The sequence below is a fragment of the Alkalibacterium putridalgicola genome (assembly GCF_040959045.1).
Classification (GTDB): Bacteria; Bacillota; Bacilli; order Lactobacillales; family Carnobacteriaceae_A; genus Alkalibacterium; species Alkalibacterium putridalgicola.
This window is the reverse complement of the sequence record NZ_CP162615.1, coordinates 663939-679165: the sequence shown is the minus strand read 5'-3', so window position 1 is coordinate 679165 and position 15227 is coordinate 663939. Positions and strand designations below refer to the sequence as shown.

At 42.2% G+C, this 15227-nt stretch carries 13 protein-coding genes and 1 pseudogene; 5 read left to right on the top strand and 9 right to left on the bottom strand.

The genetic code is table 11. The features are described from left to right. Nucleotides 1–102: 102 nt before the first annotated feature. Nucleotides 103–906, bottom strand: coding sequence for an MBL fold metallo-hydrolase (locus tag AB4027_RS03425; protein ID WP_368645977.1), 804 nt, complete (start codon nt 904–906; stop codon nt 103–105). Nucleotides 907–1192: 286 nt separating this feature from the next. After that, on the bottom strand, nt 1193–2617 hold the full coding sequence (locus tag AB4027_RS03420) for a sodium/glutamate symporter (RefSeq protein WP_368645976.1): 1425 nt from the start codon (nt 2615–2617) through the stop codon (nt 1193–1195). A 639-nt stretch (nt 2618–3256) separates the two neighbouring features. Here AB4027_RS03420 and AB4027_RS03415 point away from each other — a divergent pair. Next, complete coding sequence (locus AB4027_RS03415; protein ID WP_368645975.1) at nt 3257–3877, top strand: TetR/AcrR family transcriptional regulator; 621 nt, start codon at nt 3257–3259, stop codon at nt 3875–3877. 45 nt (nt 3878–3922) lie between these two features. On the opposite strand, the pseudogene AB4027_RS03410 reads toward AB4027_RS03415, so the two are convergent. The 4 genes and pseudogenes from AB4027_RS03410 to AB4027_RS03395 all read right to left on the bottom strand — a co-directional run bounded on the left by AB4027_RS03410 (nt 3923) and on the right by AB4027_RS03395 (nt 9102). Continuing rightward, nucleotides 3923–5493, bottom strand: a pseudogene (locus AB4027_RS03410) (IS3 family transposase). 105 nt (nt 5494–5598) lie between these two features. After that, nucleotides 5599–6285: an ABC transporter ATP-binding protein gene (locus AB4027_RS03405; RefSeq protein ID WP_091488967.1), complete on the bottom strand. Its 687-nt coding sequence runs from the start codon at nt 6283–6285 to the stop codon at nt 5599–5601. Continuing rightward, nucleotides 6285–7409, bottom strand: a complete 1125-nt coding sequence (locus AB4027_RS03400) for an ABC transporter permease (RefSeq protein WP_091488969.1) — start codon at nt 7407–7409, stop codon at nt 6285–6287. Before AB4027_RS03400 ends, AB4027_RS03405 begins: the two co-directional genes overlap by 1 nt. Before the next feature lie 457 nt (nt 7410–7866). Beyond that, nucleotides 7867–9102 (bottom strand): LysM peptidoglycan-binding domain-containing protein, encoded by a 1236-nt coding sequence (locus AB4027_RS03395; RefSeq protein ID WP_368645974.1) that lies wholly within the window; start codon nt 9100–9102, stop codon nt 7867–7869. Between the two features lie 434 nt (nt 9103–9536). On the opposite strand from AB4027_RS03395, the gene AB4027_RS03390 reads away from it, so the two are divergent. After that, complete coding sequence (locus AB4027_RS03390) at nt 9537–9713, top strand: hypothetical protein (protein WP_368645973.1); 177 nt, start codon at nt 9537–9539, stop codon at nt 9711–9713. A gap of 37 nt (nt 9714–9750) precedes the next feature. Here the strand turns inward: AB4027_RS03390 and AB4027_RS03385 are convergent, their stop codons facing one another. Then, nucleotides 9751–9885, bottom strand: coding sequence for a hypothetical protein (locus tag AB4027_RS03385; protein WP_368645972.1), 135 nt, complete (start codon nt 9883–9885; stop codon nt 9751–9753). Between the two features lie 43 nt (nt 9886–9928). Between AB4027_RS03385 and AB4027_RS03380 the strand changes: the two genes are divergently transcribed. Beyond that, complete coding sequence (locus AB4027_RS03380) at nt 9929–10657, top strand: hypothetical protein (protein ID WP_368645971.1); 729 nt, start codon at nt 9929–9931, stop codon at nt 10655–10657. Nucleotides 10658–10743: 86 nt separating this feature from the next. On the opposite strand, the gene pdxT is transcribed toward AB4027_RS03380, so the two are convergent. Together pdxT and pdxS are read right to left on the bottom strand one after the other, a co-directional pair. Then, entirely contained in the window at nt 10744–11346 is a 603-nt protein-coding gene (gene pdxT / locus AB4027_RS03375; RefSeq protein ID WP_368645970.1) for a pyridoxal 5'-phosphate synthase glutaminase subunit PdxT, read from the bottom strand. Next, nucleotides 11340–12230, bottom strand: coding sequence for a pyridoxal 5'-phosphate synthase lyase subunit PdxS (gene pdxS, locus AB4027_RS03370; protein WP_368645969.1), 891 nt, complete (start codon nt 12228–12230; stop codon nt 11340–11342). Before pdxS ends, pdxT begins: the two co-directional genes overlap by 7 nt. A 147-nt stretch (nt 12231–12377) precedes the next feature. Here pdxS and AB4027_RS03365 point away from each other — a divergent pair, with 147 nt between their 5' ends. Both AB4027_RS03365 and AB4027_RS03360 read left to right on the top strand, forming a co-directional pair. Beyond that, nucleotides 12378–13793, top strand: a complete 1416-nt coding sequence (locus AB4027_RS03365) for a PLP-dependent aminotransferase family protein (protein WP_368645968.1) — start codon at nt 12378–12380, stop codon at nt 13791–13793. Nucleotides 13794–13935: 142 nt separating this feature from the next. Continuing rightward, nucleotides 13936–14850 carry a nuclease-related domain-containing protein gene (locus AB4027_RS03360; protein ID WP_368645967.1) on the top strand — a complete coding sequence of 305 codons (915 nt, stop codon included), beginning with the start codon at nt 13936–13938 and terminating at the stop codon, nt 14848–14850. The last annotated feature ends 377 nt before the right edge of the window (nt 14851–15227 follow it).

Sequence of the window (15227 nt, the reverse complement as noted above, 5' to 3'; positions counted from 1 at the left end):
TCATCCGGCAACGCTTTTATTGTCTGCATAAGTCAAAGATTCAGTTCTATAATGTTTCTTTTTAACGGATCTGATAGTAATTCATAAAATCATTCTTCATCTTCAGTATGATTGATTTTCTTGGACTCTGATCATATTCTCTTTATGACTGCTTTTCATCCCACCAAAGAATTCGAACATATTCTTCAGTTCTTCTTCCAGTGTGTTGTCCTCTTCTTTTAACCTCTTCAAATATTCCACTGAAAAATCGATCCGATCATGTATTTTCTTTTTGTTATCCGTAACGTTCCCGTGTCCAGGCACATGGACTTTGATATCGTGAGGGCCTGTCAGCCAACGTGCTTTATCCGCTGTTTTCACGTAGTCCTGATAGCTGCTCGTGATGAACGGGAATTCGACATCTGAAAAGTAGTCTCCCGATAGAAACAGACCTAATGGTTCGATGACTGTAAACAATCCATCATCCGTATGGCCTGGCGCTTTGTAAAAGGTCAAAGTGATATCACCAAGTACCAGCTTATCCCCGTCCTTTCTTATTACTCTATCAACAGTCGGATATTCCGGGACGTATTCCCGTTCGATGTAATACTCCTGATCAAAATCGCGGACTTCTTTTAGGATTTTTTTCTTCCTTGTATTCATCTGAAATTCTTCCGTGGCAATAACCGTAGCTTCCGGAAATGCTCCGGCACCGATGATATGGTCAAAATCGCTGTGGGTGTAGATAATGTAAAGCTGACGATTTCCTCTATGCTTATTTATGTACTGCTTGATCTCCTCGATTTCATGCGGCAGCCAAGTCGGATCGGTCATAATCACTGCTTCTTCTGATCGTATAACAGCGGACGTCGTTTTATATAGTGAACTTTGAAAGACAGTTACATTGTTTTTTTGAAAGTGCAGCATTAGTGTACTCCTTTTCTTGATCAATTGTCATATGCCGAATGAAAATTATTGCAACATAAAGAAAGCTAATTTATAGCTAATTTAAACAGCAAGGCATCCAGTTTCTTTATAAAGTAAAGCGGGTCGCATTAACAAAGACTGGATATAAACGTAAATTTTTGCTGTAGCCACGCTAAAGTAGTTCAAGTGTATCATGTTTCGCTGTCATGTTTATATTCTTATTTTTTAAAATTCAGTCTAGGGTCGCTTGCAAATAAAAACCTCCCCACAATGGAGAGGCTTTTATTTATGGTTTGTTTGGCAGTCTTTCCGGTTTGAATTTTATCAATCCGAAAATCAAGAAGAACAGAGTTACCACTGAAGTGATGATCAGGAAGGTCACCGGACCAAATTGATAAATCAATGGGAGCGAGGCTGAAGTCACCAGTCCCCCACCAACGAACGGTTCAAACATGATCTGCTTGTAGCCGAATCCTTCCAAGGCGGGTGTTCTGTTATCAGGGTCAGCGATCTTCATTAAGAGTAAACCCGTTGCTGCCATACCAGTCGACTGCCCGAAATCTCCGAGTCCTCGTTCAAACCAGTGATCGGGGATCATACGCGGTCCCAAGTACAGGAATGCAAACAGATTCCAGGCAATTCCTGATCCTGATATCAGCAGGAATGGGACGATATTGTCGCCGATGACGTCTAAGGACAAGGTAGCCAGTGCAGAGACAAGTAGAACGTCCAAGGCAAAACCTGATATCATACTGACTATATTTGGGTCGATATAATTACGCAAGTTCAGCTTGGCAAAAATCATCTGGACGATGATCCCTCCGATCATTGCCAGCGGGAACAGCGGCATATAGGTGAAGAGATAGACATCCGTCCATGCTCCCCACGTGTAGGCTTCGAGCAGGATCAGCGCCTGTTGGAAGATGTACCCAAACAGAATCGCCACAGCAATCAATGATAAGTGAAAGGCTAAGGGTTCGATGGCCTTGGCATGTTTGACATCTTGTTCAATATCGTAACCATAAGATTCAGCGATCTGTTCTTTTTCTTCATCAGAGAAGGTCGGTTTTTCGTCCAGCGGTTTGGCATACCCTTTGCGGAACCCGATATTAATAATGGCGATTCCGGAGACGACTCCTCCAAAAATCCCGACGGTAGCTAAACCTAAGGCCAAATCAGCACCTTCCGGATAGCCGAGCAAGGTAAACGTATCCGACAAACCTGCTGCCGTTCCGTGTCCGCCGACAAAGGCGATTTCGATCAAGGCCCCTGCAAGCGGGTCTGTTCCGAAGACCGGAGTTAATACAAACAAGACCAGCAGTAACCCCACCACGTATTGACCCCAGGCCACTGTATGGGCCATTACGATTTGGGGGCCGGCATTATTCCATATTTTCTTTATCCCCGGTACAGGCTTCGCTAATAATAAGGCCGCAAAGATAATGTTAATGAACAAGCCGGACAAGGGACGCCATACGTCTAATATAAATCCTGGAATCAGTCCGTTATAAAAGATCGAAGCTTCGTTTAAAAACTGAGAAGTCAAGCGCCCCAACACATCTGGGCCCAGGAACAAGGCTAGGAACCCTCCAATGATCGAACTGGGTAGAAATAAATTCTGTAACCACTTCGTCCGTGTACGTATTAACTTACCGGCAAGAAGAAACGCGCCGATGATCAAAAAACTAAACCCTATTCTATTGGGGGTCATGAAAAAGCTCCTTTCAAAAAACTACATGAGAATAATAAAGTTATTTTATTATTATACCCTTTTTTATTTATCATTGTAAATTTAAATCGGGGTCTTTTTGAGTCCTGAACCGCTTAATATTCATGCTGGAGAAGTCAACCTGAAAAAAAAGGACTGGGTGGAAAACATAATAAAGAAAAAAATACCGTCAATTCGAGGAAATTCACTCCTGGATGTGACAGTATGTCTATTGATTAATTTCACGTTACTGTTTAAACAGACTTCTGATTTCAGACCCTACTTTGATTTTTTCTGCAATACTGCTTGTCTGGGCAAGCATAGGTAATGACCGCTCAGTTATAATAGCGTCTCACTTGACATAAGAGTATTTGGTAATGCCCACTGCAGAAAAGACTAAGATTCTGCTATACTTTTTAAAATCGATTACTTTCTTTTCTCGAGTATCGGGAATACAGCTCTGTAAATTAATGAAGAGAATAGGATATGCTGCTCCAGACTAGTTCTTTCTTTTTCATATCAGCAGCATAAAGGTTTTATACTTTTATATTTCGTATATTTTGGTTTTTTGAACTGAAAAACGGCTGTGCAATTTTTTTTCAAATGGTACAATAGAAGAAACCATACGAAAGGATGCTCCGTATGACTCGTAAAAAGAAATTCACCCTGGAAGACCTGTACAGTCAAACCCATCATCTACTTATGGAAAAGGGGTATGACCAATTCTCTTTTGGCTTACTGGCCGATAACCTAGCCGTTTCTCGTACAGCTATTTATAAATATTATTCCAATAAAGATGATTTGATCAATGACTATCTCACTTTAGAAATGAACAAATTCCTGACTGAATTCGAAGAGATGAAATGGTCTGAAGATGTAGAAGAACACTTCAATCAAATGTTTCAACTGATCTTTAATTACAGTGATGTTCACCACTTGTCCATAATGTTCCTTCAAAAGCTTCAACTCCAGGGTAAACAGTTAAAAGATAAAGACAACGTTTCAAAGTACCTTCACAAAATCATGCTCGACCATATTCAAGCCTTTATTATGACCGGACAGGAAAAAGGTTATTTCAGGACCTCGGTACCTGCTTCTTTATTGATTTCTATGATTTTTCATAGTGTGATGATCGAAGACCGTTCCGGTTTATCGGCATCGGAACGCGCTCGACATATCCGGGAGATTCTTGCACACGGTATGTTTCAGAGAGACAAAAATATTCAAAACAGCAATCATAAAGAAAAGCCATTCAAAGGTTAATGTGAACTGCACCCTGTCAAGTAGACAGTGAAAAAATAAAAAACTCTATGCCGCAGCCTGATACCGATATTCCATTGGTGTCAGGCTGTTTCTTGTCTCCTGAAATCGTTCGTAGTTGTAAAACTTCATGTACTTCTGTATATCTCTTTCAAGTTCCTCATAGGTTGAATAGTGTTTCAGTTTGTAAGATTCACACTTGAAATGACCAAAAAAGCTCTCCATCGGTCCGTTGTCAATACATTTACCAACACGCGACATACTGCGTGTTATCCCAGCTTCTGTTGTAAGCTGACGATACGTTTTTGAGGTATACTGCGACCCTCGGTCGCTGTGTAAAAGCGGAGTGGCATTTGGATTAGTTTCTAATGCATCTTTTAATGTGGCCATGACCAGAGGATTATCATTATGTTTTCTGAGTTTATAGGCAATGATCGATCCGTCATACAGGTCTTTAATGGCACTAAGATAGGCTTTTTGGCCGTCACCATAATGGAGATGGGTGATGTCTGTGACCCACTTCTCGTTAGGTTTATCAGCTTCAAATTCACGGTTCAGATGATTCTCTTCGATATTTTTGTAGCTGGTTCGTGTGCAGTATCCGTTAGAACGTCGAATATAAGACTTTAATCCCATTTGAATCATGAGGCGACGTACACGTTTCTTATTGTACCGCTTGGTCTTCGAGGCACGATTTAAATCGATTGTGAGGCGACGATATCCAAAGATGCCGTTATAGTGATAAAAACGTTCTTTTATCCACGACATCAATCGTTCCGTTTCCTCTTCCCACCGAGAAGGAGTATGGTTCAACCATTTATAGTAGCCGGATCGAGAGACGTCTATGATGTTACAGAGCATAAGAATAGAAACATCCGTTTCTTTATTATATTCATAGATAGCCTGAAACTCGTTCAGGCAGGATCCTAACCGCGCCGATTCCTCCTTTCGATAACTTTTAACTTTTTTATCAAACCGTTCTCCGCTTCCAAATACTCATTTCTCTGTTTTAATCTTTTCACCTCAAGCTGAAGTTCTTCTTCTTCAGTCAACGTTTCCTTTGATTCTAAAGAACGCCCACGGCGGTCTTTAAGTGCTTCTGGTCCACCATTTTTGTACTTGCGTACCCATTGATAGACTTGTTGATACGAAACATTATATTCTGCTTCGGCTTTATGATAATTCTGATCATTTGCAATGGTGAATTGTGCAATCTCAATTCGTTCTTTCCATGTTGTTTTGCGCCCTGTATTCATTTTCTGACTTCCTCTACTAGTAGATTTAAATCCCTTTCCACTAGTATAAAGCTTAATCCATTTTCTTAAAACCGAACTGGACGAGATGTTGAACGTATCACAAGTCGATTCTAATCCCGCAGATGTATTTAGGTAGTGTTCAACTGCTTTTGTTTTCACTTCATCCGAATAGACTTTCCACCCTCTGGATTCTTTTAACCCTTCAATGCCGTTGGCATTATATTTCCTAATCCAGCTTTTAAGCGCCGATTTACTTATCCCTTCATTCTTTATTAGAGAATTAATTGAACATCTTTCTTCCAGTATCGCGATGACCATCTCATATCGTTCATTTAAATTATGTGATGTAGTTCTTTTTGACATGACAAAAACTCCCCTTATAGTGTCAGAGAATTTTTATTATTTCTCTGTCTACTATAAGGGGAGCATATCAAATGTTTGAATGGCTTTTCTTTTCAGTTTTCATGCTCAAGCTAGATGATTTTCTTCTGTCAGCTTCCCATCCACTATCCGGTAGACACGGTCACAATAGTCCAACATTCTTTCGTCATGCGTAACCATTATCGCTGCTTTTCCTCGCATTTTCACTTGTTCTGCCATTTGCTGAACCACTTCATGTCCACGTTTTGTATCCAGACTTGAGGTGGGTTCGTCTGCCAGAATAATATCCGGATCATTCATAAATGCCCGCGCTATTGCCACACGCTGTCGTTCCCCTCCGGAACATTCATTTGGAAATTTATTCTCTTTGTTTGCCAGCCCTAAATCTTTTAGTAACTCTAAGGCAAAGATCCTATCGGCTTTAGAAACTGACCCCTGCATTTTTTTGACAATCAGCAATTGATCCAGAACAGTAAGATAAGGGATCAAATTCGCTGTCTGAAGAATAAATCCAATTTGATTCAAACGCACAGAAGATAACTTTTTTTCATCAAAGTGAGTGATATCGTTACTATTGATCAATATTTGACCTTCAGTCGGTTTCAATAACGCACCGGCAATACTCAGAAAGGTACTTTTTCCTGATCCAGAAGGGCCGACTATAGCCACAAATTCACCCGCTTCAATGTTTACAGAAACATCTTCTAATGCTGTAATTTCAAACTGATTTTCTTTATAGCGTTTTGTAACATTTTTCAATTGAATACCTGTCATTATTCTGCCCTCCCTAAAGCTGTCAATGGATCTATTTTTGAAATTCTGGCTACTGAAAAGAGCGAACTCAAAATACTGATGCCCAGTAGAACGAGACTATATATACTGACCATTTCTGCCTCCAGCTGGAATGGCATCGTTTCAGGTAAAATCAGTACAGTCAGAGAGGTCAGACCAATACCGAGAAGAATACTGATTAGAGCCAGAAAAAAGACTTGAGAAATCACAGAACGTACGATGAATCCATTGCTTCCGCCTATGGCTTTCAACACGCCAAACTGATGGGTTTTCTGATTGGTCAGCACATAGAAAAACACGCCGAGAATAAAAGCTGAAATGATCATTAGGAACCAAAGCATCATTGTTATCGTCGCATTTTCAGCTACATAACCTGGTATCGCATTGATCGTTTCTTCTTTTGTTCCATATTCTATCCCGGATCCCGGTTCAGTTAGTGCTTGCATATCTATATCCTCACCCCGAACAGCTATTCCACTTACGACATTTTCTATGCCATTTGCAGATTCAGCATTAGGAAACCGTATATCTCGGAACTTATCCATCGATACATACAGTGATGATTGATGATATAAGGTCTGATCCTTAGTAAAGCCGACAATCGTCACTTCTTTATCTGTACCACTGAACGTAATCGAATCGCCGATGGCATACCCTTCGTTTTCTAGAGAAATATCTGCAATTACCTGATTCTCTTCACTCCCGTTCCATCTATTCCCTTCTACTAAATCAGGCTCCATAAAGGAATCTGGAGCAATGCCGATCAATACGATATCTGTAATCTTTTCGTTTGAGTTAGCTGTACCAGCTTTTCGAATAGACGTATTAAACGTACTGAGCGCTGCCGTATCCGACACGCCTTCCTGAGCTGAAACTTCTTCCGATAGTGAGCCAGAAATTTTGGATTTTGACAAACTGTATTCTGAGCCCTCTTCAAATACGATCCCTGTAAAATCCGCCTGACTAAGTACACCTGTTGACAAAGTTGACAGACCTGTGCCCAGACCGGACAGAATAAAGACCAGCCAGGAGATCAAGACAATGATCAACCCTATCATAATGAATCGCCCCTTTGAATAAAGGAGTTCTTTTAATGCTAATGTCATTAATATCCCTCTTTCTTATAAAAAATAACTTACACATGTAAGTGTACACTAAAGTTACACTTGTGTCACTTTATTTTTTGCTTTTTTGTAATTTCGAAAGAGTACCCTATTCACATCGCTTTTTTTATTTAACAGGACAATCAATGATCCATCGCGTTTTAAAGTCTCTGACATCTCTTACTGGGATATCCATTAATTTTGACATAGTTTCTATGATTACTCACAGAAATTAAGATAGCATGATCTCTCACTTACTAAAGCCAACTTTTCAGTATTGATTTTGGATTGGCACTGACATCCCTGACTTCTCTTCTGGAAAAACCTCAGAATCATGGTAGGACTTTGCCGGACACACGACTAAAAGAGGTGGTCCATTCATTAACGAATGGGCCACCTCTTCTACTTTATATCTTAACCTATCAATGTTTAAACTGACGATCCAGTTCTTATCCGACTATCAATACCTATAATCTGGATAAACCGCATCAAGGTATTCATCCAATGTCAGTCCGCTGTCATGAATGTTCTGAGCGTCTTGACGCCCAACGAATCGGTACTGCCATGGTTCAAACTGATAGCCGGTGATGTGTTCTTTATCTTCCGGATATCGAAGGATGAATCCATACTCATGGGCATTCTCCGCCAACCAGATGCCGGCAGGTCTATCTGCGAAAGCTTCAGACGTATAATAAGCCGGATCAGATCCGCCGATATCAAAGGCCAGTCCGGTCTGATGCTCACTGTGTCCAGGTCTGGCAGAATATTTGTCTGCGGCTGTCTGACCGTCTTCGGCTACATAATTATTGTACAGACTTTCCTGATAGTCAAAGCTTCGATAGGTCGAGAAGGCCGTTAAAGTTATGCCTTCAGCCGCAGCATCATCTTTCATCAGCTCGAATTCAGCTCTGGCATAGGAATTTTCACCTGGCGCATAGTCTTCCGGCAGTGGGATCCCTTTATTGACGATCAGGATGTCATCGATATAGGTCGGTGCCGAAACTTGACTCGGTGAGGTCGGGAATTGGGCTGTATCAGAATCACCGGAATCAGAGTCCCCACTGCTTGTCCCAGGAATCTCCAAGACTTGTCCGACATAGATCAGGTTCGGGTTTGAAATGTTATTTTCTGCAACCAGCGCATCAACTGAAGTGCCGTAGTCGCGTGCAATCACAGATAAGGTGTCACCTGACTGGACGGTATAGGTCGTGCCCGATGGTGTCTGGTCCGAACCAGAATCACCGTCACTTCCGCCATTGTCGCTGCCGCTGTTCGTTCCCGGTATTTCCAGTACCTGTCCGACATAGATCAGATCAGGATTCGAAATATTGTTGGCAGAAACAAGAGCATCCACTGTTGTGCCATAGTCACGTGCAATTACGGATAACGTGTCCCCTGACTGGACGGTATAGCTGCTGGAAGACGTGTCTTCACTGCCGTCACTGTCACTTTCGCCATTCGTCCCCGGTATCGTTAAAGTCTGTCCTATGACAATATAATTGGGATTTGAAATGTTGTTAGCGGAAGCTAAGCTGTCAACGGTTGTCCCGTAGTCCCGAGCGATCTCAGACAAGGTATCACCTGACTGAACGGTATAGGTTTCAGCTGCAGCAACAGGTGTTGCGACAGACAGCATTCCGGCGATCGCTGCGGAAGTTACCACTGTATAAAGCTTACTTTTTGTATTTATCTTCATTGTTCGCCTCGCTTTCTAAAAGTCTGGGTCAATGGTCAATGATCAAAACGGTCCTATACTGTTATCCTCACCTCTTTTTTCCAAAGCTACTTCTTATCAACCAAAATCGATTGATACATTCCTAGCTTTTTCATTTCCTATTCGTTAATTTCATATTAACAAAACCCCTTTTAATGTCACAAGTGATATGGGCGGAAAGCGCCATAAAAGAAGGCTTACTTTTTACAATCCCCTTTAAATGTGAGAAGATTAAACTATAAGTTTCCTAACTTAGTTACTTTCAACAGACACCAACGACAGTCCATTCGCTTACATCCCTACTAACTGCACGCTTACAAGTCACCTGCTACCGATATCCTCTTGATCCTTTACTATGGAAAACCAGCACTTTTTCAATCATCCTTTATTTACATAATAAAAAAGGAGGGATCCCCTTGAAAAAAACAGTTCTAGGTCTATTTATGGTAAGTACCTTGCTGCTTGGGGCTTGTGATACTGAACGGGAAACGCCTGTTCCAGATACCTACGGAGAGGGTGATGGTGAAACAAACGTCGTGATAGAGATAGAGGCAGATAAAAATGGATTAACGGAGGAAGACTGGCGTAACTGAAAATCAAGCTGAAGACACCGTGAAAACAGGCAGCGATTCAGACTGAGAGGAACCGAATCAGGAAAATGACGGACCAATCATGATCGATCCCCTTCTCCTGTGCCTGACCATTATGCGTTGCCTCAATACTGAACATGATCACGTCATTCTGAACATACAGCAATACATCCATTCCGTTTTCACCTATTTTTTTTTAATCAGGGGAGGTATATATCATGCGCAAACGATTGGGACTAATGATTGCAGGCACTCTGCTGCTCAGTGCATGTGGCGGTGCGGACGATGAGACCACCGATCCGGCGACAGAAGAAGTAACCGATATGGACGAAGAGATCGAAACGGAGACTGAAGATACGGCAAAAGAAATGGAAACAGACACTGAAGAAACTGAAGGTGATTCAGAAACGACAGATAATGAGATGGACTCAGACAATGCTGAAGACGATATGGAAACCGAGACAGATGCTGCTGAGGAAGACACGGAAATGAGCAGCGAGCCGACCGAAGACGAAGCGAATACAGATGAGGCTGTGGATTTGAGCGCCATCATGGATCAGGATTTTGAAGAAATAAACTGGGACGATGTCCATTTGACTCGAAGCGAGTTTGACGCCAGTCTTACTGAACTGCAGCGCAGCTTCAACGAAGATTATGAAGAAGAGGAGGACATGGATGTCAGGATCAATAATGTCGACTTTTCAGGTGACACACTCGAGATCACTCTAACCAATGATGATGATTCAGAGTATGCTGATATGACCACTAATTTTCTTGCTGCTTTTCTGGACAGCTTCTATCGACAACTTTACCTTCGTTCGGATTATTCGGACGGAGACACTCACCCGCGTATCATTATTCAAACCAGTGACGGGGAAGTCATTACTGACCAGAAAGATTTCATAGAATATGATATCCAGGAAGAGATAATGGACTCTATGGACTAAGTATTTTGGTCCATTCCAAAAAAAAAGTCTTAGAAACGTTGAGATTTACGTTTCTAAGACTTTTTACTATCTTATTTATTTTTATATTATTCGTTAAATTCCGATTCATCTACAAACTTATCCAGGAAATATATCAGGACTGCATAGTCTTCAGTCAGTTCAGGATGATGCGCTGTCACGAGGACATTCTCGTGTTCGGCGGCGACGATCTTGTCATCGACAGCAGCCAAAACTTTTACCCCGGGTCCGACAGACTGAATATAAGGAGCGCGGATAAAGACGGCTTCCACTTCCTGATCGATGCCTTCAAATTTGAGCGGCATTTCAAAGCTGGCGACTTGTCTGCCGAAGCCGTTCCGTTTCACTTCCATATCGATAAAGCCAAGCCGCAGATCGTTCGTTTTGTGACTGTCATCCGTACTGCAGAGGATCAGGCCTGCACAGGTCCCGAAAATCCCCTTCCCTTCGTTATGAAAAGCACGCAGACGGTCTTCCAGTCCCTGCTCTCGGATCAGTCGGCCGATGGCTGTGGATTCGCCACCGGGGATGATCAATCCATCCAGTCCATTAAAATCTTCTGGGCGTTTGACTGAGACGGCCTTGATTCCCAAAGTTTTCAAAGCCAGAAGGTGTTCTCGGACTGCGCCCTGGACATCGAGGACACCCACTGTTTTTTCTATTCTTACCATCCGCGTTCCTGCATTCGTTCTTTTTCACCTATATGACTGATCTCGATCCCTTTCATTGGTTCGCCCAGATCTTTGGACAGTTCAGCCAATAATTCATAGTCTTCATAGTTTGTTGTCGCGCGGACGATGGCACGGGCAAATTTTTCCGGAGAATCTGATTTGAAGATTCCTGAACCGACGAACACACCGTCTGCACCCAGGCTCATCATCAGGGCTGCATCGGCTGGTGTAGCTACGCCCCCTGCCGCAAAGTTGACGACCGGCAATTTGCCGAGCTCTTTCACTTCTTTCACTAATTCGTATGGCGCGCCGAGGTCTCTGGCAAAGGTCATCAGTTCATCGTTAGACATGGATGACAACTTAGCGATCTGGCCATTCACTTTACGGATATGACGCACGGCTTCAACGATATTTCCGGTCCCCGGCTCACCTTTGGTACGGAGCATCGATGCCCCTTCGCCTATTCTTCGCAAGGCTTCACCTAGATCACGGCAGCCGCAGACAAATGGCACGACGTATTCTGATTTCAGTAAATGAAACTCTTCATCCGCCGGTGTAAGGACTTCACTTTCATCGATATAGTCTACGTTCATCGCTTCCAGTATGCGTGCTTCGGAGATATGGCCGATACGGGCTTTAGCCATGACCGGGATACTGACGGCATTCATGACTTCTTCGATGATTTTAGGGTTGGCCATGCGTGCGACGCCCCCGGCTTGACGGATATCAGATGGGACGCGCTCCAAAGCCATGACCGCAACGGCGCCTGCCGCTTCTGCGATTTTAGCCTGTTCGGCATTGACCACATCCATGATGACGCCGCCTTTTTGCATTTCTGCCATGCCGCGCTTGACTCTATCGCTTCCTACTTTTCTATTACTCATATTTAATTCCTCCTAAATGTGTGTATTACTCTTACTGGTTATAAGTATACAAAAGAAAGATTCTGTGCCCTACAACCAATTGGACTATATCCCACCCATCCAATTTCGTGGTACACTAATGAAAAGATTTAAAGGAGAGATTTTATCATGGATAAGTGGGTTATCAGTCAGGATGGTTCCCTGCCTTTGTATCAGGAGATCATGCTTTTAACAGAAGAAAAAATCAAGGCGGGTGAACTCGGGCCCGGAACCCGTCTACCTTCTGAGCGGAAACTGGCTGAGGCACTGGATGTGAACCGGTCGACTGTCATCCGGGCCATGGAGGAACTGACGGCTCAAGGCGTGCTCATTAGAAAAAAAGGCAGCGGGACCTATGTGAATCCGGATAAATGGGGCCTGCAGACAAAGCCACTGATCAACTGGGGAACTTCGTTGACTAATGGCAATATAAAAAGGAAGAGTGCATACGAGAAGGCAGCTGATGAACGTCGTGAACAGAGACTGGATAAGGTTCTAGACCTGTCTCGAGGTGTCCTGCCGGCTGACTTGCTGCCGGAACTGAAGGCGCCTCAGTTGTCCTGGAAAGAACTGGTCCAGCAGGAAAAAGAACAAACGCCACGAAATACCGGTATTTATTTTTTAAGGGAAAGTGTACAGTCGTATTTGAAAAAAACATATCAGATGGCCGTACCGCTGGAAGAGATCATGATCACTTCAGGGACGCAGAATGCCCTGTTTCTTATTTCTCAAGGACTGTTGAAACCGGGGGATGCTGTTGGAATCGAAGCGCCGTCCTACTTTTATTCACTCAGACTCTTTCAGGCAGCGGGGCTTCGTATTATTCCTATTCGAGTGGATACAGAAGGCATGACTGTACAGGGATTAAAGGAAGCATCCGTCAATCATCCACTAAAAATGATTATACTGAATCCGATTTTCCAGAACCCGACCGGATTGGTTATGAGTCCTAAGAGGAAAGCGGAGATTCTCGACTACTGCCTTCTGAAACGCATCCCCATCGTTGAAGATGATGCCTATGGCGGTCTAACCTTTGATGCGTCCGTCGACAACAGTCCATTGAAAAAGATGGATCGGCAGCAACAGGTCATTTATCTGGGCACCTTGTCAAAACTAGCCGGTCATCATCTGCGTATCGGCTGGATGATTGGTCCCCCAACTATACTGAAAGAACTGGCAGATATCCGCCTGCAGACCGACTCAGAACTCAGCTTCCTGCCGCAGTTCATGGCTGACCACTTCCTGCGTACTGAGATGGATGAACATCAGAATAAAATCACAACCGAATTACAAAAAAGAGCCCGCAGCATGGAGACATGGCTGCGAGTAGAATTTGGAGATGCTATCGATTTTCAACCGGCAAAAGGCGGCTTTCATCTGTACTGCCGGTTCCCGGATAAAACGAAAGAAGAAGTGGATGCGATACTGATGGCGCTGCTGGAAAAGAACATCATCGTATCGGAAGGACAGAAGTTCGGCGACCAGACGAATGGGTTCCGATTGAGTTTTATGAATTTTAGAGATGAATTTGTGGTTTGTACTTAAAGTAAGTATATTCTATTCCAGCTTTTTAGCTTATTATTGATCTCACCTTCCTAGTTATAATATTCTTGAATCTAATTTTTCTCCATCTTTTTTAGTGAGAAAACTAAGGAAAAGACAATATTATAATTACGGAGGTGCTTAAATGGAACTATTAAAAGCAAGAGAAAGACCAGAACTGCTGACAGTTTTAGAGCTGCTAAATAAGCGGATGACTCTCCCTTATTTAGAAAAACAGCATTTGACTATTATGTCAAAAGGTTTTGATGGAGAAGTTTTACTTGATTCTCTCATGGAGAGATCTATCTCCACGACCATCATAGTTATCAATGACCTATCATTGATATTAGGAAGTACGCCTTTTCAAATTGATTCAATTCTGCTGACTTCAGATGCGCTTTATTTATATGAAGTAAAAAATTATCAAGGCAATTTCACAAACCAAAACAGTCATTTCCTTACTGCTTCCGGTCAGGATATCGATAATCCTGTTAATCAGTTGAATCGGACAGCTATGCTTTTATCAAAAGTTCTTAAAAAGTGGAATGTTAACTTGCCAATTAAATCTTTTGTCGTATTTATTCACCCCAGTTTTATTCTTTACGAGGCGAAGAACTCGGACCCTTTTATCTTCCCTTCACAGATTGAATATCACTTTACTACAATGAGCCGTCAGTCAGGAACCTTAACGGATAGAATATATAGTATTGCACAGGAATTGATCAAAGAGTGTCAACAAGAACTGCCTTATCAAAGGCAGTTTCCTAGCTATAGTTTCGAAGAGTTAAAGAAAGGATTGCTGTGCAGTCGCTGCGGATCTTTTGATTTGGTTGTTACGACTAAAAAAGGAGATTGTCGAGCGTGCGGTACCTCAACACCCATAAACGAGTTATTTCTGTCTCAGGTCGAGGCATTTAAAATCTTATTTTCTGATAAACTCATCACAAGTAAAAAGATGTATGAGTGGTGCGGCGAGATGCTGACAAAGAGAAGAATAGCAGCGCTCTTAAATGCGACATATGAGAAAACCAGTTACGCCAAGTCTACTCATTACCGTTAAATAACCTAAAAAGGAAAAGACTTATCGCGATAAGTCCTTTTTCATTATTTAAATCTTTATGTTTTATTAAACTATCTGTTGTTTGTTAAATTTACTGTCTTAGCGACAAGTTTCTGTGGATTTCCTATCAGAAGTGGCGCTAATCTTCATATTGCGACAACTTCTATCCCAATTTCTGCATTTTACTTGTTACAATATCGTTATTAGAACATGTTTTCGAAGGAAACTCATAATAAACATGTTCTTATATGATTATTGGAACACCTTTATGGAGATAACTGAAGATAAAGATGTTCTTATATGGTTATTAGAACATGTTTCTAAACGAGATATACGAAAAACCTGTTCCAATAACACTTTTGGAACAGGTTCTTACA

Bases quoted from the DNA above. Each gene is read 5' to 3' on its own strand.
- AB4027_RS03420 (WP_368645976.1), bottom strand. From the start codon at position 2,617: ATGACCCCCAATAGAATAGGGTTTAGTTTTTTGATCATCGGCGCGTTT.
- AB4027_RS03365 (WP_368645968.1), top strand. From the start codon at position 12,378: ATGGATAAGTGGGTTATCAGTCAGGATGGTTCCCTGCCTTTGTATCAG.
- pdxS (WP_368645969.1), bottom strand. From the start codon at position 12,230: ATGAGTAATAGAAAAGTAGGAAGCGATAGAGTCAAGCGCGGCATGGCA.
- AB4027_RS03385 (WP_368645972.1), bottom strand. From the start codon at position 9,885: ATGGATGTATTGCTGTATGTTCAGAATGACGTGATCATGTTCAGTATT.
- AB4027_RS03360 (WP_368645967.1), top strand. From the start codon at position 13,936: ATGGAACTATTAAAAGCAAGAGAAAGACCAGAACTGCTGACAGTTTTA.
- AB4027_RS03380 (WP_368645971.1), top strand. From the start codon at position 9,929: ATGCGCAAACGATTGGGACTAATGATTGCAGGCACTCTGCTGCTCAGT.
- AB4027_RS03415 (WP_368645975.1), top strand. From the start codon at position 3,257: ATGACTCGTAAAAAGAAATTCACCCTGGAAGACCTGTACAGTCAAACC.
- AB4027_RS03395 (WP_368645974.1), bottom strand. From the start codon at position 9,102: ATGAAGATAAATACAAAAAGTAAGCTTTATACAGTGGTAACTTCCGCA.
- AB4027_RS03400 (WP_091488969.1), bottom strand. From the start codon at position 7,409: ATGACATTAGCATTAAAAGAACTCCTTTATTCAAAGGGGCGATTCATT.
- AB4027_RS03425 (WP_368645977.1), bottom strand. From the start codon at position 906: ATGCTGCACTTTCAAAAAAACAATGTAACTGTCTTTCAAAGTTCACTA.
- pdxT (WP_368645970.1), bottom strand. From the start codon at position 11,346: ATGGTAAGAATAGAAAAAACAGTGGGTGTCCTCGATGTCCAGGGCGCA.
- AB4027_RS03405 (WP_091488967.1), bottom strand. From the start codon at position 6,285: ATGACAGGTATTCAATTGAAAAATGTTACAAAACGCTATAAAGAAAAT.